At 59.9% G+C, this 19267-nt stretch carries 20 protein-coding genes; 10 read left to right on the forward strand and 10 right to left on the reverse strand.

The annotated features are described in order from the left end of the window. The 3 genes from OLZ32_RS13605 to OLZ32_RS13615 all read right to left on the reverse strand — a co-directional run bounded on the left by OLZ32_RS13605 (position 1) and on the right by OLZ32_RS13615 (position 3488). The gene (locus OLZ32_RS13605; protein WP_003539254.1) at positions 1-1155 is read right to left on the reverse strand and encodes an amino acid ABC transporter permease; all 1155 of its coding nucleotides are present in this window, start codon (positions 1153-1155) and stop codon (positions 1-3) included. Between the two features lies 1 nt (position 1156). Continuing rightward, complete coding sequence (locus tag OLZ32_RS13610) at positions 1157-2359, reverse strand: amino acid ABC transporter permease (RefSeq protein WP_003539256.1); 1203 nt, start codon at positions 2357-2359, stop codon at positions 1157-1159. Positions 2360-2462: 103 nt separating this feature from the next. Further along, positions 2463-3488: an amino acid ABC transporter substrate-binding protein gene (locus tag OLZ32_RS13615; RefSeq protein ID WP_003559026.1), complete on the reverse strand. Its 1026-nt coding sequence runs from the start codon at positions 3486-3488 to the stop codon at positions 2463-2465. A 358-nt stretch (positions 3489-3846) separates the two neighbouring features. Here OLZ32_RS13615 and OLZ32_RS13620 point away from each other — a divergent pair, with 358 nt between their 5' ends. Next, positions 3847-5037 carry a cystathionine beta-lyase gene (locus OLZ32_RS13620; protein WP_264395644.1) on the forward strand — a complete coding sequence of 397 codons (1191 nt, stop codon included), beginning with the start codon at positions 3847-3849 and terminating at the stop codon, positions 5035-5037. A gap of 24 nt (positions 5038-5061) precedes the next feature. Here OLZ32_RS13620 and OLZ32_RS13625 read toward each other — a convergent pair whose 3' ends face one another. Together OLZ32_RS13625 and OLZ32_RS13630 are read right to left on the reverse strand one after the other, a co-directional pair. Next, positions 5062-6216, reverse strand: coding sequence for an FAD-dependent monooxygenase (locus tag OLZ32_RS13625; RefSeq protein WP_264421312.1), 1155 nt, complete (start codon positions 6214-6216; stop codon positions 5062-5064). A gap of 27 nt (positions 6217-6243) precedes the next feature. Next, positions 6244-6489, reverse strand: coding sequence for a zinc-finger domain-containing protein (locus OLZ32_RS13630; protein WP_003539274.1), 246 nt, complete (start codon positions 6487-6489; stop codon positions 6244-6246). Between the two features lie 158 nt (positions 6490-6647). On the opposite strand from OLZ32_RS13630, the gene OLZ32_RS13635 reads away from it, so the two are divergent. The 6 genes from OLZ32_RS13635 to clpA all read left to right on the forward strand — a co-directional run bounded on the left by OLZ32_RS13635 (position 6648) and on the right by clpA (position 12512). Continuing rightward, positions 6648-7433, forward strand: a complete 786-nt coding sequence (locus tag OLZ32_RS13635) for an alpha/beta fold hydrolase (protein ID WP_264421314.1) — start codon at positions 6648-6650, stop codon at positions 7431-7433. Positions 7434-7561: 128 nt separating this feature from the next. Next, the gene (gene cysE, locus OLZ32_RS13640) at positions 7562-8395 is read left to right on the forward strand and encodes a serine O-acetyltransferase (protein WP_003539276.1); all 834 of its coding nucleotides are present in this window, start codon (positions 7562-7564) and stop codon (positions 8393-8395) included. Positions 8396-8535: 140 nt separating this feature from the next. Further along, positions 8536-8739 (forward strand): DUF3126 family protein, encoded by a 204-nt coding sequence (locus tag OLZ32_RS13645; protein ID WP_003539277.1) that lies wholly within the window; start codon positions 8536-8538, stop codon positions 8737-8739. 271 nt (positions 8740-9010) lie between these two features. After that, complete coding sequence (locus OLZ32_RS13650) at positions 9011-9382, forward strand: phasin family protein (RefSeq protein WP_264421316.1); 372 nt, start codon at positions 9011-9013, stop codon at positions 9380-9382. Between the two features lie 276 nt (positions 9383-9658). Beyond that, positions 9659-10009, forward strand: coding sequence for an ATP-dependent Clp protease adapter ClpS (gene clpS / locus OLZ32_RS13655; protein ID WP_017988219.1), 351 nt, complete (start codon positions 9659-9661; stop codon positions 10007-10009). Positions 10010-10019: 10 nt separating this feature from the next. After that, on the forward strand, positions 10020-12512 hold the full coding sequence (gene clpA / locus OLZ32_RS13660) for an ATP-dependent Clp protease ATP-binding subunit ClpA (RefSeq protein ID WP_003539280.1): 2493 nt from the start codon (positions 10020-10022) through the stop codon (positions 12510-12512). 73 nt (positions 12513-12585) lie between these two features. Here the strand turns inward: clpA and OLZ32_RS13665 are convergent, their stop codons facing one another. From OLZ32_RS13665 to OLZ32_RS13685, 5 genes are all read right to left on the reverse strand, one after another. After that, on the reverse strand, positions 12586-12876 hold the full coding sequence (locus OLZ32_RS13665; RefSeq protein WP_264421318.1) for a Dabb family protein: 291 nt from the start codon (positions 12874-12876) through the stop codon (positions 12586-12588). A gap of 57 nt (positions 12877-12933) precedes the next feature. Continuing rightward, positions 12934-13365, reverse strand: coding sequence for an HIT family protein (locus tag OLZ32_RS13670; RefSeq protein ID WP_026159872.1), 432 nt, complete (start codon positions 13363-13365; stop codon positions 12934-12936). 55 nt (positions 13366-13420) lie between these two features. After that, positions 13421-14611: a GNAT family N-acetyltransferase gene (locus OLZ32_RS13675; RefSeq protein ID WP_264421320.1), complete on the reverse strand. Its 1191-nt coding sequence runs from the start codon at positions 14609-14611 to the stop codon at positions 13421-13423. 180 nt (positions 14612-14791) lie between these two features. Then, positions 14792-15511 (reverse strand): glycerophosphodiester phosphodiesterase, encoded by a 720-nt coding sequence (locus OLZ32_RS13680; protein WP_264421322.1) that lies wholly within the window; start codon positions 15509-15511, stop codon positions 14792-14794. Beyond that, positions 15508-15978: a RidA family protein gene (locus OLZ32_RS13685; RefSeq protein ID WP_017988223.1), complete on the reverse strand. Its 471-nt coding sequence runs from the start codon at positions 15976-15978 to the stop codon at positions 15508-15510. The genes OLZ32_RS13680 and OLZ32_RS13685 overlap by 4 nt, the downstream gene beginning before the upstream one ends. A 136-nt stretch (positions 15979-16114) precedes the next feature. Here OLZ32_RS13685 and OLZ32_RS13690 point away from each other — a divergent pair, with 136 nt between their 5' ends. The 3 genes from OLZ32_RS13690 to tsf all read left to right on the forward strand — a co-directional run bounded on the left by OLZ32_RS13690 (position 16115) and on the right by tsf (position 19212). Next, complete coding sequence (locus OLZ32_RS13690) at positions 16115-16951, forward strand: cell envelope integrity EipB family protein (protein WP_164052114.1); 837 nt, start codon at positions 16115-16117, stop codon at positions 16949-16951. Between the two features lie 325 nt (positions 16952-17276). After that, positions 17277-18044: a 30S ribosomal protein S2 gene (gene rpsB, locus OLZ32_RS13695; protein ID WP_003539287.1), complete on the forward strand. Its 768-nt coding sequence runs from the start codon at positions 17277-17279 to the stop codon at positions 18042-18044. Positions 18045-18285: 241 nt separating this feature from the next. After that, positions 18286-19212, forward strand: a complete 927-nt coding sequence (tsf, locus tag OLZ32_RS13700) for a translation elongation factor Ts (protein ID WP_264421326.1) — start codon at positions 18286-18288, stop codon at positions 19210-19212. Positions 19213-19267 lie beyond the last annotated feature (55 nt).

Below are 19267 nucleotides of genomic sequence, written 5' to 3' on the forward strand. Positions count from 1 at the left end.
TTATCGTTTGTGGCCGGTATCGAGATGGCGTTCCATGAAACCTGAATAGCGCGACATGCCGAAGCAGAACAGCCAGAAGATGAAGCCCGCGAAGATCAGGCCCGTGATCGGCGTGACGGCGCTTGCCCAATTGGCATCGGAGAAGTTCAGCTTGACGATGCCAAGCAGATCGAACATGCCGATAATGGTGACCAGCGACGTGTCCTTGAACGTTCCGATGAAGGTGTTCACGATGCTCGGGATGACCAGCTTGATGGCCTGCGGCATGATGATCAGCCGGGTCTTTTGCCAATAGCCGAGCCCAAGTGAATCGGCGCCTTCGAACTGTCCCTTCGGGATCGCCTGAAGGCCGCCGCGGATCACTTCCGCCATATAGGCCGAGGTGAAGATCGACACACCGATCAGCGCCCGCAGCAGTTTGTCCACGTTCCAGCCTGTGGGAAGGAAGAGCGGCAGCATGACACTTGCCATGAACAGGACGGTGATCAGCGGAACGCCTCGAATGACCTCGATGAAGGTAACGCAAAGCATCCGGATGACGGGCATCTTCGAGCGGCGTCCCAGCGCAAGCAGAATGCCGCAGGGCAGGGAGACGGCAATACCGACAAAGGAAAGGACGAGCGTCACCATCAACCCGCCCCAGAGCGGAGTCTCCACCACTTCGAGGCCGAAGCCGCCGTGAAGAAGCCAGAAGGCGATGACCGGCAGGACGGCGAACAGAAGAATGGCGTTCAGGCCCTTGCGCGGCGCCGACGGGATCAACATCGGAACCAGCAGCAGAATGAACAGGATCCCGACGATCGCTGGTCTCCAACGCTCACCCAGCGGATAACGGCCGAAGATAAACTGATCGTACTTGGCGCTGATGAAAGCCCAGCATGCGCCACTCCAGCCGTCAGGCTGGATGCCGCCCTGGATCGTTGTCGCGCAGAACGTGCGGTCCGGCCCGGACCATACGGCCTGTATGAACAGCCAGTTGACGAGATGCGGCACGGCCCATGCTATGAGCGCAAGAGCCAGGATCGTCAGGATCACGTCCTTCGGGGTTGCCAGGAGATTGCGACGTATCCAGGCGACGGCTCCCCTCTCGCCGGGGGGCGGCGGTTCGGCGGCAAGGATGGACGTTCTGACAAAGGGTTTATCGGCGACCGACATCTTATCTCTCCACCAGTGCCATCTTGGCATTGAACCAATTCATGAACAGCGACGTGAGAATACTCAAGCTGAGATAGACGATACCCCAGATGCAGACGATCTCGATCGCTTGACCGCTCTGATTGAGGATCGTGCCACCGACGGCAACGAGATCCGAGAAACCGATCGCGATGGCGAGTGAGGAGTTCTTGGTCAGGTTCAGGTACTGGCTCGTCAGCGGCGGGATGATGATGCGCAGCGCCTGCGGCACCACGACAAGTCTCGTCACGCTCGACGGATGCAGCCCCAGCGCGCCGGCTGCCTCGGATTGTCCCTTTGGAACGCCGCGAATGCCGCCGCGAACGATCTCGGCGATGAACGAGGCGGTGTAGAAGGACAGAGCGAGAAACAGCGACATGAATTCTGGGCCGACGACGGAGCCGCCCGTGAGGTTGAATTTTCCGGCAACCGGAACGTCGAAGGTGAGCGGAAAGCCGGAGACAACGAAGGCCAGCAATGGCAAGCCGACGATCAGCGCGATCGACGTCCATACGGTGTGGAACGGCTGGCCGGTTGCGGCTTGGCGTTTATGGGCCCAGCGCGCGATGATGATGCTGGCGACAATCGCAATCACCAGGGCGATGCCGACTGCTATCATGCCCGTGTCGAAGATCGGCTTCGGGAAGGCCAGTCCTCTGTTGTTGAGGTACATGCTGAACGGCAGACCCACCGACTCTCGCGGCTGCGGCAAAACGGAGAGAACGCCGAGATACCAGAAAAAGATGACGAGCAGCGGCGGAATGTTGCGGAAAACCTCGACATAGACCGTGCAGAGCTTGGCAATCAGCCAATTGCGCGACAGCCGGCCGATCCCGATCAGGAAGCCGATGATGGTCGCCGTGAAGATACCAGTCACCGCCACCAGCAAGGTATTCAAAATACCGACGAGAAGTGCGCGCGCATAAGTCGAGTCACTCGAAAAGGTGATCAGCGACTGGCCGATTTCGAAACCGGCGCGGCCGCGAAGAAAGCCGAAACCCGATGCCGTATTGCTGCGGGCAAGGTTCACGGCCGTGTTGTGGGCCACCCACCATACAAAGCCCACGAGAACAACGATTGTTAGAAGCTGGTAAAATATGCTCCGGTATTTCGGGTCGTACATTGCCGACCGGAAACTCCAGCCGGTGTCATGCAAAGGTGTCCTATCCACAGCCCCATGCGTCATGCCGCGCCAATCCCCTTGTGCCCGTTTTCGGGCTTTCTTTTTACTTTTTGGAAGATGGGAGGGCGGCTCCGCCGCCTTCCCGGGATTTCATGCCAAAGCTCGATTAACGAACCGGCGGTGCGTACTGGATGCCGCCCTTGTTCCACAGAGCATTCAAGCCGCGTGCGATCTTAAGCGGGCTGCCCTGGCCGATGTTGCGCTCGAAGATTTCGCCATAATTGCCGACGCCCTTGATGACGTTGGCGGCCCAATCATTGGTCAGGCCGAGATCGGTACCAATCTTGGTGTCGGTCTCGCTGCCGAGGAAGCGCTTGATATCAGGGTTCGGCGAGTTCTTCATCTCGTCGACATTTGCCTGGGTGATGCCGAACTCTTCGGCATTGATCAGCGCATAAGCCGTCCAGGAAACGATATCGAACCACTGATCATCACCCTGACGGACGGCCGGGCCAAGCGGCTCCTTTGAGATGATCTCAGGAAGGATGACGTGTTCGTCGGGATTTTTCAGCGTCAGACGCAACGAATAGAGACCGGACTGGTCGGTCGTGTAAACGTCGCAACGACCGGCGTCGTAGGCCGCGTTGACCTCAGGAAGATTTTCGAAGACGACCGGATTGTACTGCAGATTGTTCGTCTTGAAATAATCGGCGAGGTTCAGTTCGGTGGTCGTGCCCGACTGCACGCAGATTGCGGCGCCGGAAAGTTCGAGAGCCGACTTCACGTTCAGGCCCTTGCGCACCATGAAGCCCTGGCCGTCATAATAGGTGACGGGACGGAAATTGAAGCCGAGCGCGGTGTCACGGTTGATCGTCCAGGTCGTGTTGCGCGAGAGAACGTCGATTTCACCGGACTGCAGAGCGGTGAAACGTTCCTTCGCATTCGTCGGCGTGTACTTGACCTTGGTGGGGTCGCCGAACACGGCCGAAGCGACCGCCTTGCAGAAGTCGACGTCGAAGCCGGCCCAATTGCCGGAAGCGTCAGGTGCCGCAAAGCCAGTAAGGCCGGTATTGACGCCGCACTGAACGAAACCCTTTGCCTTGACGTCTGAGAGAGTGGTGGCGGAGGCGGCCGAGGCGCCAACTGCCAAAACTGCTGCGCCGATGGCGGCGGACAGGAGCTTATTTTTCATTTTCCCAACCTTTTCCGTTGTCTTATCTTTTCTTGTGGGGAGTGCGTGCCGACAATCCGTCGCCTCCCCATTGTCTCGACACCCTCCCGGCGCGAGTGGGTCTATCACAGTCGTAAATGTCACTATGGTCAAGTGTCGCGCTCAATAATTGCGGCAAAATTCAGCATTTTGGTAGATTGCGCTGCATTGGTGAGCATTTGACTATGAAGTGGGCGCCTTGTTGCGGAAAAATAACGCGAAAATCGTGCGTTTCGCCGCTCCCGGACATCGCCGCGGCCTGTCCTCAAGGGGTTGACCGGAAACGGCAGGGCGTCCAAAAGTTTCGTTTCGCGTCCCCTTGCCAAAGGCTATTCCCCACATGAAAGACAAAGACAGCTTGCTGCAGAATGCCGGCATCAACACTCGCCTGACCCATATCGGCAACGACCCCTTCGACTATCACGGCTTCATCAATCCGCCGGTTGTGCATGCCTCGACGGTGTTGTTTCCGAATGCGCGGGCGATGGAGACTCGCGCGCAGAAATACACTTACGGGACGCGCGGCACCCCGACGACGGATGCGCTCTGCGAGGCGATCGACGCGCTCGAAGGCTCGGCCGGCACGATTCTTGTGCCGTCGGGCCTTGCAGCCGTCACCATTCCGTTCCTGGGTTTCGTCGCTGCTGGCGATCATGCGCTGGTGGTCGATTCGGTCTATGGCCCGACGCGCCATTTCTGCGATACGATGCTGAAGCGCCTCGGTGTCGAGGTGGAATATTACGACCCGGAGATCGGCGTCGGCATCGAGGCGCTGTTCCGGCCGAACACGAAGCTCGTCCACACCGAGGCTCCCGGCTCCAACACCTTCGAGATGCAGGATATCCCGGCGATCTCGGCGGTTGCGCACCGCCACGGCGCCGTCGTCATGATGGACAATACCTGGGCGACGCCGGTCTATTTCAAGCCGCTCGATCACGGCGTCGACATCTCGATCCACGCATCGACGAAATATCCGTCCGGCCATTCCGACATCCTGCTCGGAACGGTTTCGGCCAATGCCGAGCACTGGGAGCGGCTGAAGGAAGCAAACGGCGTGCTCGGCATTTGCGGTGCACCCGATGATGCCTATCAGATCCTGCGCGGATTGCGCACCATGGGCCTGCGCCTCGAGCGGCATTATGAAAGCGCGCTTGATATCGCGGAATGGCTGGAGGGCAGGGAGGACGTTGCCCGCGTGCTGCATCCGGCCCTGCCGAGTTTCCCCTCTCACCATCTCTGGAAGCGCGATTTCAAAGGCGCCAGCGGCATCTTTTCCTTCGTGCTTGCCGCTGATGGTCCCGAGAAGTCCAGAGCAAAGGCGCATGCCTTCCTCGACGCGCTCAGGATTTTCGGTCTCGGCTATTCCTGGGGCGGCTTTGAAAGCCTCGCTTTGCATGCCTATCTCAACGATCGCAAGGTCGCCAAGGCGCCGACGGATGGTCCGGTCATCCGCCTGCAGATCGGCATCGAGGACGTGGCCGACCTCAAGGCCGATATCGAACGGGGTTTTGCCGCAGCAAGCGCGGTCTGACCAGACGCGCTTTGTCGTCGCGCCTCACGGCAGATCGACAGCCCGATAGCCATAGATCCAGTCGAGATCGGCCGCCAGGCTCAGCGGCGGCTTGAGGCCGAGCACGAGATCGCGGCCGATCCGGATCGGTCCTTTCGCATGATAGGCGAACCGGTTGAAGGCGCCACGCTGGCGAAGCTTCGCGATGCGCGGCGCCCGATGCTGTTCGAAGAGTGACAGCGCTTCTGCCGCGGGACGGTTCGACAGAAGCGCTGCCAGTTCGTAGGCGTCTTCGATCGCCATCGCCGCTCCTTGGGCGGCAAAAGGCATCATCGCATGCGCTGCGTCGCCGATCAGAACTGTCCTGCGCGCGTCCTGCCATACACCTGATGTGGTTTCGAACAGCGGCCAGAACGTCAGCTTCTTCTGTTTGTCGAGCAGCGAGACGATCGCGGCATTCCAGCCGGAAAGGCGTGCCCGCAGCTGCGCCCGTTGTTCGGCCGTCGGCTCGCTTTGCCAGGCCTGCGGCGCGATATTACCGGCGGTGATCGCCACCATGTTGAAGCTGCCGCTTTCTCTCAGCGGATAGCAGACGAGGTGCGCCGAACCGCCGAGAAACGCCGAAACGCTTGCCCGGTCGAGGAAACCGGGCGCCTCCGTTTCGGCAATGGTGAAGCGGTAGGCAATATTGCCGGAAAAGCGCGGCGAGGGGCTGCCCGGAACGAATTGCCGCAGCTTCGACCAGACGCCGTCGGCGCCGATCACAACATCGGCCGCCCGCTCGAAAGGCGGTAGGGTCGAATCTATCCGCACGCCAAGGTGAAGCCGGCAGCGCGGATCGGCCATAACCGCAGCCAAAAGGGCTTTCTGCAATGTGGTGCGGTGCAGGACGCCATAAGGAGCGCCCCAGCGTTCCCGCGCGAATTTGCCGGCCGGCACCGCCGCGAGCTGGCGGAGCGACCCACCCGATATCAGCCGGATCGCGTCCGGCTCGAGCCAGACCTTTGACAGGCCTTCAAGGATACCGAGTTCGGCAAGGATGCGGGAAGCGTTCGGCGAAACCTGCAATCCGGCGCCGATGTCGGTGAGTTCGCCCGACTGCTCGAAGATCTCCGAACTGATACCCCGGCGCGAAAGCGCAAGGGCAGCGGTCAGCCCTGATATCCCGGCGCCGATGATGGCGGCATGTTCGATCGGCATTGTCCGTCCGGTCCGGATCTGGACTGACTACGCCGCCTTCACATGGAAAACGCAACCGGCCGGATTGGTCTGGCTCGGCTTGAGAGCGGAATTGAAACGATAGAGCGTCGAGCAGTAGGAACAGACCTTCTCATTGTCGTCGCCCATGTCGATGAAGATATGCGGATGATCGAAGGGAGCCGAAGCGCCGGTGCACATGAATTCCTTGACGCCGACTTCGATAACGCGGTGACCGCCGTCGTTCTGGAAGTGGGGAATGTTGTGGCCGGCCATGTCGCTCTCCGAATGCTTTGAAATGTGCGCGAACCTTATAAGCCTTCGCCGCAAATGTGTAGAGCCAAACCGCCGCGCCAGGCACAGTTTTTAGCCACAGTTTTTGGCTTCACGATGAAAGGCCGCTCGATTATGGTCGCGCCAAAAAGGAAGGCCCGATGAACCTGAATACGCCCACATTTTCGAGCTTCACCCATGACGGACTGCAACTCGCCTTCTTCGATGAGGGCGATCCGGCCGGCGTGCCCGTGTTGTTGATCCACGGCTTTGCCTCGACCGCAAACGTCAACTGGGTGCATCCGGGCTGGCTGAAGACGCTGGGTGATGCCGGCTACCGGGTGATCGCCATGGACAATCGCGGCCACGGCGCAAGCGACAAGCCGCATGATGCCGAAGCCTATCGTCCCTGGGTCATGGCCGGCGATGCGATCGCGCTGCTCGACCATCTCGGCATCCCGGAAGCCAACGTCATGGGCTATTCGATGGGCGCGCGCATTTCCGTTTTTGCCGCACTTGCCAATCCCCATCGGGTCCGTTCGCTGGTTCTCGGCGGCCTCGGCATCGGCATGACGGACGGCGTGGGCGACTGGGACCCGATCGCCGATGCGCTGCTGGCTCCCTCGCTCGACGACGTCACGCATGCCCGCGGCCGCATGTTCCGCGCCTTTGCCGAGCAGACGAAGAGCGACCGCGTCGCTCTTGCCGACTGCATCCGCGGCTCGCGCGATCTGGTCGCCCGTTCCGATATGGCCAAGCTCGATATGCCGACGCTGATCGGCGTTGGCACCAAGGATGATATCGCTGGCTCGCCGCAGGAATTGGCGGCTCTGATGCCAAATGCCGAAGCGCTCGATATTCCGGGCCGCGATCATATGCTCGCCGTCGGCGACAGGGTTTTCAAGCAGGCGGTTCTGGCCTACTACGCAAGGGTCGCCCATCGCTGACAACATCGTGATGCTGAAAAACCATGCTAAAAAACCATGGCGACGGCACCCATATATGTTATTGGCGTTTTCCTCTATATATTGGCATTCCGAAAACGGCATTCCTTCCGGCAACGAGGAGAGCGGCGATGGTCGCAAAGACTGACATCCGTGCTTTTGACACAGGCCATCCGCTGAAGGTGATGGATCCCATCTGGGACAGCCTGCGCGAGGAAGCCCGGCTCGCCGCCGAACGGGACCCGGTTCTTGCCGCCTTCCTCTATTCGACCGTGATCAACTACCACTCGCTCGAGGAATGCGTCATCCACCGCATCTGCGAGCGTCTCGATCACCCCGACATGCAGGCGAACCTGCTTCGCCAGACCTTCGAAGAAATGCTCCTCGACTGGCCGGACTGGAGCTCCATCCTGCGCGTCGATATCCAGGCGATCTATGACCGCGATCCCGCCTGCCTGCGCTTCATGGAGGCGGTGCTTTATTTCAAGGGCTTCCACGCGCTGCAGACGCATCGTCTCGCCCATTGGCTGCTGAACCGCGGCCGGCGTGATTTTGCGCTCTATCTGCAGAGCCGCTCCTCCAGCGTCTTCCAGACCGATATCAATCCGGCGGCCCGTATCGGCAAGGGCATCTTCCTCGATCATGCCACCGGCCTCGTCGTCGGCGAGACGGCTGTCATCGGCGACAACGTCTCGATCCTGCACGGCGTCACACTCGGCGGCACCGGCAAGGAGGGCGCCGACCGCCATCCGAAGATCGGCTCCGGCGTCATGATCGGCGCCGGCGCGAAGATCCTCGGCAATATCGAGATCGGCTACTGCTCACGCGTCGCCGCAGGCTCCGTCGTATTGAAGGCGGTGCCGCCCAAGAAGACGGTGGCGGGCGTGCCGGCCAAGGTCGTCGGCGAGGCCGGTTGTTCCGAGCCGTCGCGCAACATGGACCAGGTGATCGGCGCCGATATCTGAGCGCCCATTGGAAACAAGGATAGGAAAAGTCGGCGGGATCCGAACGGGGAGGGCCGTGAGCAAACGGCAACCTTGCCTTTACACCGCTGCATTTCCTGTGCAAGAAGCGGCCAATCAAGACCGCTTACGGAGATGACAGAGTGAAGCCAGAAGAAATCAAGAAGCTCGACGCCTATTTCAAGCGCATGTTCAACCCGCAGATGATCGTCAAGGCGCGTCCGCGCAAGGATGATTCTGCGGAAGTCTATCTCGGCGAAGAATTTCTGGGTGTCGTCTATATCGATGACGAGGACGGCGACCGCTCCTACAACTTCTCGATGGCGATCCTTGACGTCGATCTCTGATCGCTTTTGAAAGCTTCAGACGGACCGAACGGCGTGATCCGTTCGGTCCTTTTATTTTTTCGATTCGGAACGAAAATTTATTCAAAACTTCCGGTTGCGGCATTCTGATATATTTTAGCAAAATCAGTTAAAGACGTACGTGCCCCGGCGCGCGGGCTTTGTTATATTGTTGTAATGCAACCTTTGGATGTTTTGCAGCGCACAAGACTACTTGACTATTTGTGCATTGCAGCTACCCTGCCGCCACCAATAGCCCAACGGAGGATGGCTCATGTTCAACTTTGACGATGCTAACAAGAAGAGCAAGGAAGCCGTCGACACGGCCCTGAAAACCTATTCGGACACGACTAAGGGCTTTCAGGCGATCGCCTCTGAAGCCACTGAATATTCGAAGAAATCCTTTCAGGACGCGGTGACGCATTTCGAAACGCTGGCCGGCGTCAAGAGCTTCGAGGCCGCTTTCGAGTTGCAGACGAACTACGTCAAGGCGTATTTTGAAGGCTTTGTCTCCGAGACGACGAAGCTCAGTGAGATGTATGCCGATCTCGCCAAATCAGCCTACAAGCCCTATGAAGCGCCGATCGCCGCTGCCGTCGGCAAGACCCCCAAGTCGGTCGCTTCGGCGACGCCTGCTGCCGCATGACGTGATTTTGACGGCGCAACCTGCGCTACATATTGAAAAACGAGGACCGGCTACGCATCTGTGGCCGGTCTTTTTGTTTCCGCTTTCGCTGCAGCGCCCGCATGGGATCGACCAGGGACTTTTTTGGTCTTTCCCGTGCATGCCGGCCATTTCTTGATTGCAGTGTCTGACAGGGGGCTTAAAATCAGCCTATTATGAACTAAGTTAGTGTTTCAGATATTCGGCGGGAAAAGCACCCTCCCATGCTCCGCCGGATTGCTTGAGGAATGAATGACAATGATCGCAAAGCCGATCCGGATGCAGAACGACAGCGAAAGGAACGGGGACAACGCAAATCGAACCTCGGTCATCACACGCACCAAGCCGAAGACCAAGAAGCCCAATCTTTATCGTGTGCTGCTTTTGAATGACGACTACACTCCCATGGAATTCGTCATCCATATTCTGGAGCGTTTTTTTCAGAAGGATCGTGAAAGTGCCACCCGCATCATGCTCCATGTCCATAACCACGGCGTCGGCGAATGCGGAATATTCACATACGAGGTAGCGGAAACGAAGGTCAGCCAGGTGATGGACTTCGCCCGGCAACACCAGCATCCGCTGCAATGCGTCATGGAAAAGAAGTGAGGATCTGAACGTGCCAACATTTTCGCCTAGTTTAGAGAAGGCGCTCCATCAGGCACTGACCTTTGCCAACGAGCGGCACCACGAATATGCGACGCTTGAGCATCTGCTGCTCGCCCTTATCGACGATGCCGATGCGGCCGCGGTCATGGGTGCCTGCAATGTCGATCTCGACGCGTTGCGCAAGACGCTCGTCGAATATGTCGACAACGAACTTGCCAACCTGATCACCGGTTATGACGAGGATTCGAAGCCGACCTCCGGCTTCCAGCGCGTCATCCAGCGTGCCGTCATCCACGTGCAATCGTCCGGCCGCGAAGAGGTGACCGGCGCCAACGTGCTCGTCGCCATCTTCGCCGAGCGCGAAAGCCACGCCGCCTATTTCCTGCAGGAGCAGGAGATGACCCGCTACGATGCCGTCAACTATATCTCCCACGGCATCGGCAAGCGGCCGGGCGCTTCGGATGTGCGTCCCCCGCGCGGCGCCGAGGACGAAGCCGAAAGCAGCAAGCCGACGGCGCGCGGCGGCGAGGAAGAAGGCGGCCCGAAGAAGCAGCAGGATGCGCTCAAGGCCTATTGCGTCAATCTCAACGAGAAGGCCAAGGGCGGCAAGATCGATCCGCTGATCGGCCGTCACGCCGAGGTCAGCCGCACGATCCAGATCCTGTGCCGCCGTTCGAAGAACAATCCGCTCTATGTCGGTGATCCCGGCGTCGGCAAGACGGCGATCGCCGAAGGCCTTGCCAAGCGCATCGTCGAAGGCAAGGTTCCCGAAGCCCTCGCCGATGCGACGATCTTCTCGCTCGACATGGGCACGCTCTTGGCCGGCACGCGTTACCGCGGCGACTTCGAGGAGCGGCTGAAGCAGGTCGTCAAGGAACTGGAAGAATATCCGGGCGCGGTGCTCTTCATCGACGAGATCCACACGGTGATCGGTGCCGGCGCCACCTCGGGCGGCGCGATGGATGCATCGAACCTGCTGAAGCCGGCCCTGTCATCGGGCGCGATTCGCTGCATCGGTTCGACCACCTACAAGGAATACCGCCAGTTCTTCGAGAAGGACCGGGCGCTGGTCCGTCGCTTCCAGAAGATCGACGTCAGCGAGCCGTCGATCGATGATGCAATCGAGATCATGAAGGGCCTGAAGCCCTATTTCGAAGAGTATCACCACCTGCGTTATTCGAACGATGCCATCAAGTCGGCCGTCGAATTGTCGGCCCGCTATATCTCCGACCGCAAGCTGCCCGACAAGGCGATCGACGTGATCGATGAAACCGGTGCCGCCCAGATGCTGCTGCCGCCGTCGAAGCGCCGCAAGCTGATCACCGAAAAGGAGATCGAGGCAACGGTTGCCACGATGGCGCGCATTCCGCCGAAGACCGTCTCCAAGGACGACGAAGCGGTGCTCGCCAATCTCGAGCAGGAACTGCGTTCGGTGGTCTACGGCCAGGATATCGCCATCGAAGCCCTTTCGACCTCGATCAAGCTGGCGCGTGCCGGTCTTCGCGAGCCGAACAAGCCGATCGGCGCCTATGTCTTCTCCGGTCCGACCGGCGTCGGCAAGACCGAGGTGGCAAAGCAGCTTGCGTCGTCGCTCGGCGTCGAACTCCTGCGCTTCGACATGTCGGAATATATGGAGCGGCACACGGTTTCGCGTCTGCTCGGCGCACCTCCCGGCTATGTTGGCTTCGACCAGGGCGGTCTTCTGACTGATGGCGTCGACCAGCACCCGCATTGCGTGGTCCTGCTCGACGAAATCGAGAAGGCCCATCCCGACATCTATAATATCCTCTTGCAGGTCATGGACCACGGCACGCTGACCGACCATAACGGCAAGAAGATCGACTTCCGCAACGTCATCCTGATCATGACGACCAATGCGGGTGCGTCGGAAATGGCCAAGGCGGCGATCGGCTTCGGCTCGTCCAAGCGCACCGGCGAAGACGAGGAGGCGCTCACCCGCCTGTTCACGCCGGAATTCCGCAACCGTCTCGACGCGATCATTCCTTTTGCGGCGTTGCCGACGGCCGTCATCCACAAGGTCGTGCAGAAGTTCATCATGCAGCTGGAGGCCCAGCTTTCCGAAAGGAACGTCACCTTCGACCTGCACGAGGATGCGATCGCCTGGCTGGCGGAAAAGGGTTACGACGAGAAGATGGGCGCCCGCCCGCTTGCTCGCGTCATTCAGGATACGATCAAGAAGCCGCTCGCCAACGAGATCCTCTTCGGCAAGCTGAAGAAGGGCGGCGTCGTCAATGTCACCGTCGGCCCGAAGGAAGACGGCAAACCCGGCATCGTGCTCGAAGCCATTTCGGAAACGGCGCCGATCAAGCCGAAGCCCGAAGCCGAGGTCGTGCATCCCGAAGGCGATGATGGGGATGACGGGGAGCTGAAGACGAAGGCGGCCCGCAAGACCCGCGCCAAGGCGGTGCCGCAGGCCGAGCCTGAGGTGCGCGACGCCCCGAAGAAGGGAAGCGCGGTTCCGAAGGTTCCACGCAAGAAGTAAGATACCGTCACCGAATTGGAAAAGGCCGCGTCACCCGCGGCCTTTTTCGTTTCCGGATCTGCATGCGCCCTTTCTAGAGCCTGGTGTAGTCGATCTCGAGAAAGTCGGCGACCTCGGGCACCCAGCGGTCGCCCACGAAGGCGACATGCAGGGGATGGAGGTTGTACGTGTCGTAGCCAGCCTGATCGTCGAATTCCATCGAAAAGCCGAAGGCAAAATCATTCTTTGGACTCGTCTGCCGAAGCTGCTCGAAATTCCGCACGCTCGGGATCTTGGCAAGCACCAGCGCGTCGGCGAGGAACGCCGTTTCTTCAGCCGAGCCGGCTTCATGCTTCAGGCGGAATGCGACAGTATGGCGGATCATGATCGTGTTCCAAATGATTGTCTGGATTGAATTCTCTGAAATCGACGGGTGTTGACCCTACGCCAGCGCCGCCCTGATTTTTTCTGCATTAGCGGCGAGCACGGCACCGTCCTCCATCTTGCCGGAATGCGGCTTCAGCGCCGAGCCTTCATGCCGGGGGATGACGTGGAAATGCAGATGGAACACCGTTTGCCCGGCCGCTGGTTCGTTGAACTGGGCGATGAATACACCATCGGCGTCGAAGACATCCTTCACCGCATTGGCGATCTTCTGGACGACTGATATCGCGCGGGTGAGGGTGGCTGGATCGGCGTCGAGAATATTGCGCGATGCCGCCTTCGGAAGGACGAGAACGTGGCCCGGCGCCTGCGGCATCACATCCATGATGGCGATGGTATGCTCGTCCTCGTAAACCCGGTGCGAGGGGATTTCGCCGCGGAGGATCTTGGCGAAGATGTTGTTGTCGTCATAAGCGGCCCGGTTGGTCATCACGAAAATCTCCTCGTTTCCAGATTGATCGGGTAACGCGGCCGGTGCGGCGGCGTCAATCCTCCTGCTGACGCTCGCCCTTGCGGAAAGGGCTGTGCTCGGTCAGCAACTCGCTCATCTGTTCGACATCGGCACGCTCGCGGGCGAGATAGTCGCCGATCGCCCGGCGAAGGCCGGCATGCGCGACATAATGGGCGGAATGCGTCGTCACCGGCAGGTAGCCGCGGGCGAGCTTGTGTTCGCCCTGGGCGCCGGCCTCGACCCGTTTCAGCCCTTTCGAAAGGGCGAAGTCGATCGCCTGATGATAGCAGACCTCGAAATGCAGGAAGGGATGATCCTCGATGCAGCCCCAGTGACGGCCGTAGAGTGTATCGCCGCCGATGAAGTTGATCGCGCCGGCGATATAGCGCCCGTCGCGCTTGGCCATGACGAGCAGGATATCGTCGGCCATGCGTTCGCCGATCAGCGAATAGAACTTACGGGTGAGGTAAGGCCGGCCCCACTTGCGCCCGCCGGTATCCATATAGAACTTGAAGAATTGATCCCAGATCCGTTCCGTCAGGTCGCTGCCGGTCAGCCAGTCGATGCTGATACCGTTTTCGAGTGCGGCACGACGCTCCTTTCGCAACGCCTTGCGTTTGCGCGAGGCAAGCGTTTCGAGGAATTCCTCGTGATTGGCATAGCCGTCATTGATGAAATGGAACTGTTGGTCGGTGCGGTGCAGATAGCCGTCCATCTCGAAGACGCCGATCTCTTCGTCCGGCACGAAGGTGATGTGGGCCGAGGAGATGCCGAGCCGGCTCACCACCTCCTTCAGGCTTTCGGCGATCGCGCTCTGGATCGGCAGCCGCTGCAGCCCCTCGGCGACAAGAAGACGCGGGCCCGTCGCCGGGGTGAACGGGATCGAGCACTGAAGTTTGGGATAATAACGCCCGCCGGCCCGCTCGAAGGCGTCGGCCCAGCCATGGTCGAAGACATATTCGCCCTGGCTGTGGTTCTTGAGATAGCCGGGCACAGCGCCGATCAACTCGCCGCGCTCGGTCTCGAGCAGCAGATGGTGGCCGAGCCATCCGGTCTCTGCGTCGGCCGAGCCGGATTCCTCCAGCGACGATAAAAAGGCGTGCGAAACGAAAGGGTTGTAGGCAATCGCAGCGCAGGTCTTCGATGCCCCGGAAAGCCTGGACCAGCTCTCCGGGGAAATCGCGGTGAAGGAGCGTTCGACGCGAATGGATAATTCATCAGTCATGGGACAAATGCGAAGCCTGTGGGAGGATGGTTTCGGCTCTGCCTTACAGCGCCGCGCATCTTTTCAGACGCGCAAAGGACCCTGTAACACTTTGAGTTGCTGCATAATTTTATCCTCAAATCGATCCGATTTAAGGAGTTATGCAGCAGTCTGCGCATGATCTTGGCCAAAAAGCGAGCATCAAGCAGTCACACGCGGATCGAAGCCTTCGAAGGTCATCTGGTCTGCATTGGCGAATGTGCGTCGGCGCGCCTCTTCGTCACGCACCGTCCAGGTGATGACGGGAATGCCCTTTTCGCGTTCGCCGGTGATGAAGGCATTCGGTAGGTCGTCATAGTAATAGGAGATGAAATCGAGACCGATCTCCATCGCCTTCGCATGCGCCTTGAATTCCTCCGGCGTGTTGCCGTTTGCGGTCAGCCCCAGCGGGAAGGGTGAGCCAAGCGCCTTCAGGTCGCGCAGCAGCCAGTGGTCGAAGCTCATCAGCGCCACCTTGCCCTCATAGCCTTCGAGGACCTCGAGCACAGCTTCGGCGAAACCTTCGTCATCGGCCTCGCGCCCCTTGAGCTCCAGCACCAGCGGCACCTTGCCCTTGACGAGATCGAGAAGCTGGCGCAGCGTCGGCACCTTGTCGCTCGTGCCGCCAACGGCGATCAGTCCGAGTTCCCGGGAGGTGCGCTCGCGGATGTCGCCGTTGAGGTTGCACAGGCGCTGCAGGTCCTCGTCGTGAAAGATGACCGGCACGCCGTCGGAGGCGTAATGCAGGTCGCATTCGATCGCAAAGCCCGCTTCGACGGCGCGCGAGAAAGCCGAAAGCGTGTTTTCCCAGACCTGCGTGTTGAGGTCGTGATAGCCGCGATGGGCGACCGGCAGGTCCCTGATCCAGGCAACATTGGTCATTCTGCGATTTCCATGATAGCGTCTATCTCGACGGCGGCATTCAGCGGCAGGGCCGCCATGCCGACGGCGGCACGCGCATGTTTGCCGGCTTCGCCAAGCACGCCGGCAATCAGGTTCGAAGCGCCGTTGATGACGAGATGCTGCTCGACGAAGTCGGGCGCCGAGGCGACGAAGCCGTTCAGCTTGATGACGCGCCGGATGCGGCCAAGATCGCCGCCAAGTGCCGCCTTCGCCTGGGCAAGGATGTTGATGGCGCACAGTTCGGCGCCGCGCTGGCCCGTTGCAACGTCGACGGTCTTGCCGAGATGGCCCGAAACAGTGACCTTGCCGCCATCGAGCGGCAGCTGGCCGGAGATGTAGAGAAGATTGCCGCTAATGACATAGGGAACGTAATTTGCAGCAGGTGCCGCGGCTTCGGGCAGGGTTATCCCCATCTCAATCAGGCGCGCTGCAATTTCATCGGACATTTTCGTCTCCGCTTTTGTTGTCAATTCTTCAAAAATTATGCATCAAGACTAGAATCTTTAATATGACAGTTTCGAGCCTCGATTTGGCCGAAAGCGTTCTTATAACATCGCGACCGAGTCCAACAGGAGTTAATGAATGTTCCGATCGAGTCTTGTCGCTCTGCTTCTCGCCAGCGTTTCCGCCAATGCATGGGCGGCTGCGCCCGCGGTGAGCGCTGCGATCGCGACCGGCCTCGTCGCCCATCGCGCGGTCTACGATCTGGAACTGAAGGACGCCTCGGACCGCTCCGGCATCGCCGGCATGTACGGTCGCATGGTCTATGAGTTCGACGGCAGCTATTGCCAGGGCTTCACCACCAATTTCCGCTTCGTGACACAGATCGACACCGGCGACAGCGTGCGTGTCAGCGACCAGCAGACCAAGACCTTCGAGAACCTCAAGGACGGCAAGTTCACCTTCGACACCAAATCCTTCACCGACGAGCAGCTCGATAAAGAGGTCAACGGTGCGGCGCAGGACCAGCCTGATGGCGTGAAGGTCGATCTGAAGCAGCCGGCGAGCCGCGAGCTGCAGCTTTTAGAAAGCCGTTTTCCCACGGAACATATGCTCGATGTGATCCAGCACGCCAAGGACGGCAAGCGCTTCTTCGAGGCGCGCGTCTTCGACGGTTCGGACGACGGCGACAAGTCGCTGGCGACGACGACGATCGTCGGCAAGCAGGAGACGCCGATCGCCGAGGAAGCCGATGCCGGCAACGCCGGCGCCTTCTCCAAGACTGCCTTCTGGCCGGTGACAATCGCCTATTTCAACGAGAGTGCGAAATCGGATGCTGTGCCGGTCTACCGCATGTCCTTCAAGCTCTATGAGAACGGCATCACCCGCGACCTGACGATGGATTACGGCGATTTCGTCCTGACCGGCAAGCTCGCCAAGCTGGAGCTGCTCGACCGCAAGGCCGAGGTTTGCAAGTAGGCCTCGTTGCCTTCCGCAGCCCCTGAGACTGATATTCATACTGTCGATGTTGCTGCTGACGCTGGCAGGCTGAGTGCGGCATTCCAAGGGCAGGCAGTCGCCTTCGTCACTTTTGTCGCGGATCCATGCGCCGTGGCCGGTGCGTGAGCCAGGTTTTTTCGGCATAAGCCTTGCTTTTGCGCCAAATCGAATGTATGGGCACCGGCATTCCACACGTAAGGCATGGGATCGTCCGGGAGAAATCCGGGCTGTTCCGCCCGGTGGCATTCTCGAAGAGGATGCTGTTCGCCTTGCGGAGGTTCAACCGGAAAAGGAGTAACAAGGCATGGCATTGCCTGATTTTTCTATGCGTCAGCTTCTTGAAGCGGGCGTCCACTTCGGCCACCAGACGCATCGCTGGAACCCGAAGATGAAGCCGTACATCTTCGGCGATCGCAACAACATTCACATCATCGACCTGGCCCAGACCGTTCCGATGCTGTCGCGCGCCCTTCAGGTCGTCAGCGACACCGTTGCCCGCGGCGGCCGCGTTCTCTTCGTCGGCACCAAGCGCCAGGCGTCTGAGATCATTGCCGACAGCGCCAAGCGCTCGGCCCAGTACTACGTCAACTCGCGCTGGCTCGGCGGCATGATGACGAACTGGAAGACGATCTCCAACTCGATCCAGCGTCTGCGCAAGCTTGACGAGATCCTGAACGGCGAAGCCCAGGGCTTCACCAAGAAGGAACGCCTGAACCTCGAGCGCGAACGCGAAAAGCTGGACAAGGCTCTTGGCGGTATCCGCGATATGGGCGGCACGCCCGACCTGATGTTCATCATCGACACCAACAAGGAAAAGATCGCGATCGACGAAGCCAAGCGCCTCGGCATCCCGGTTGTCGCCATCATCGACTCGAACTGCGATCCGGACCTGATCGACTATCCGATCCCGGGTAACGACGACGCATCGCGTGCGATCGCTCTTTACTGCGAGCTGATCTCCCGCGCCGCCATCGACGGCATCGCACGCCAGCAGGGCTCTTCCGGCCGCGATCTCGGCGCATCCTCCGAAGTTCCGGTCGAGCCGGCTCTCGAGGAAGCAGCCGAAGGCTGATGAAGGCGGGCGGATCGAAAAGGTCCGCCAATGCTTGCAGAGACTGGGAAAGGCCGCTCGCGACTCATCGAAGTTCGGCGGCCTTGCCTGTTTCAAGGGGAGGGCGTCAGGCTCTCCATCCGATAAGTTTCGTTATGACGCGTCTTCATCACGCTGTCATACATACAGGTACATTTCGTGCCTCAATCCGGTGCCGAGCCGCGCTTTACGGCCCACCGTATGAACCGACAAGAGGAAGCTAATGAGCGAGATTACGGCTGCAATGGTGAAGGAACTGCGCGAAAAGACCGGCGCAGGCATGATGGACTGCAAGAAGGCTCTTGCTGAAACCGGTGGCGATATGGAAGCGGCGATCGACTGGCTGCGCGCCAAGGGCATCGCCAAGGCCGACAAGAAGTCCGGCCGCACCGCTGCCGAAGGCCTCATCGGCGTTTCGAGCCAAGGCACCAAGGCCGTCGTCGTCGAAGTCAATTCCGAAACCGACTTCGTCGCACGTAACGATGCCTTCCAGGAGCTCGTCCGCGGCATCGCCAAGGTCGCCGTATCCACCGACGGCACTGTCGACGCCGTTGCCGCAGCGACCTACCCGGCATCCGGCAAGTCCGTGTCCGACACGATCAAGGATGCGATCGCAACGATCGGCGAGAACATGAACCTGCGCCGCTCGGTCGCTCTCTCGGTCGAGGACGGCGTCGTCGCCACCTATATCCACAATGCTGTTTCCGACGGCCTCGGCAAGCTCGGCGTTCTCGTTGCGCTGAAGTCGACCGGCGACAAGGAAGCCCTGAACGCTATCGGCCGCCAGGTCGCCATGCACATCGCCGCCACCGCGCCGCTGGCGATCCGCCCGGAAGAAGTCGATGCCGCCGTCGCCGAGCGCGAGCGCAATGTCTTCATCGAGCAGTCGCGCGCTTCCGGCAAGCCGGACAACATCATCGAAAAGATGGTCGAAGGCCGCATGCGCAAGTTCTTCGAGGAAGTTGCCCTTCTCTCGCAGGCTTTCGTCATCAATCCGGATCTGACGGTCGCAGCCGCCATCAAGGAAGCTGAAAAGGCCGTCGGCGCGCCGATCGAAGTCGCCGGCATGGCCCGTCTGCTGCTTGGCGAAGGCGTCGAGAAGGAAGAAACTGACTTCGCGGCCGAAGTTGCTGCTGCCGCCAAGGGTTGATCTTCCAGCCATAATTGGGAAAACACGAAGGGCATCGCGTGACAACGCGGTGCCC

It is taken from the genome of Rhizobium acaciae (genome assembly GCF_025941625.1).
GTDB lineage: Bacteria > Pseudomonadota > Alphaproteobacteria > Rhizobiales > Rhizobiaceae > Rhizobium > Rhizobium acaciae.

What these genes read in the sequence shown, in the direction of transcription:
- OLZ32_RS13605 (WP_003539254.1), bottom strand. Translation starts at nt 1,155, where the DNA reads ATGTCGGTCGCCGATAAACCCTTTGTCAGAACGTCCATCCTTGCCGCC.
- OLZ32_RS13610 (WP_003539256.1), bottom strand. Translation starts at nt 2,359, where the DNA reads ATGACGCATGGGGCTGTGGATAGGACACCTTTGCATGACACCGGCTGG.
- OLZ32_RS13615 (WP_003559026.1), bottom strand. Translation starts at nt 3,488, where the DNA reads ATGAAAAATAAGCTCCTGTCCGCCGCCATCGGCGCAGCAGTTTTGGCA.
- OLZ32_RS13620 (WP_264395644.1), top strand. Translation starts at nt 3,847, where the DNA reads ATGAAAGACAAAGACAGCTTGCTGCAGAATGCCGGCATCAACACTCGC.
- OLZ32_RS13625 (WP_264421312.1), bottom strand. Translation starts at nt 6,216, where the DNA reads ATGCCGATCGAACATGCCGCCATCATCGGCGCCGGGATATCAGGGCTG.
- OLZ32_RS13630 (WP_003539274.1), bottom strand. Translation starts at nt 6,489, where the DNA reads ATGGCCGGCCACAACATTCCCCACTTCCAGAACGACGGCGGTCACCGC.
- OLZ32_RS13635 (WP_264421314.1), top strand. Translation starts at nt 6,648, where the DNA reads ATGAACCTGAATACGCCCACATTTTCGAGCTTCACCCATGACGGACTG.
- cysE (WP_003539276.1), top strand. Translation starts at nt 7,562, where the DNA reads ATGGTCGCAAAGACTGACATCCGTGCTTTTGACACAGGCCATCCGCTG.
- OLZ32_RS13650 (WP_264421316.1), top strand. Translation starts at nt 9,011, where the DNA reads ATGTTCAACTTTGACGATGCTAACAAGAAGAGCAAGGAAGCCGTCGAC.
- clpS (WP_017988219.1), top strand. Translation starts at nt 9,659, where the DNA reads ATGATCGCAAAGCCGATCCGGATGCAGAACGACAGCGAAAGGAACGGG.
- OLZ32_RS13665 (WP_264421318.1), bottom strand. Translation starts at nt 12,876, where the DNA reads ATGATCCGCCATACTGTCGCATTCCGCCTGAAGCATGAAGCCGGCTCG.
- OLZ32_RS13670 (WP_026159872.1), bottom strand. Translation starts at nt 13,365, where the DNA reads ATGACCAACCGGGCCGCTTATGACGACAACAACATCTTCGCCAAGATC.
- OLZ32_RS13675 (WP_264421320.1), bottom strand. Translation starts at nt 14,611, where the DNA reads ATGACTGATGAATTATCCATTCGCGTCGAACGCTCCTTCACCGCGATT.
- OLZ32_RS13680 (WP_264421322.1), bottom strand. Translation starts at nt 15,511, where the DNA reads ATGACCAATGTTGCCTGGATCAGGGACCTGCCGGTCGCCCATCGCGGC.
- OLZ32_RS13685 (WP_017988223.1), bottom strand. Translation starts at nt 15,978, where the DNA reads ATGTCCGATGAAATTGCAGCGCGCCTGATTGAGATGGGGATAACCCTG.
- OLZ32_RS13690 (WP_164052114.1), top strand. Translation starts at nt 16,115, where the DNA reads ATGTTCCGATCGAGTCTTGTCGCTCTGCTTCTCGCCAGCGTTTCCGCC.
- rpsB (WP_003539287.1), top strand. Translation starts at nt 17,277, where the DNA reads ATGGCATTGCCTGATTTTTCTATGCGTCAGCTTCTTGAAGCGGGCGTC.
- tsf (WP_264421326.1), top strand. Translation starts at nt 18,286, where the DNA reads ATGAGCGAGATTACGGCTGCAATGGTGAAGGAACTGCGCGAAAAGACC.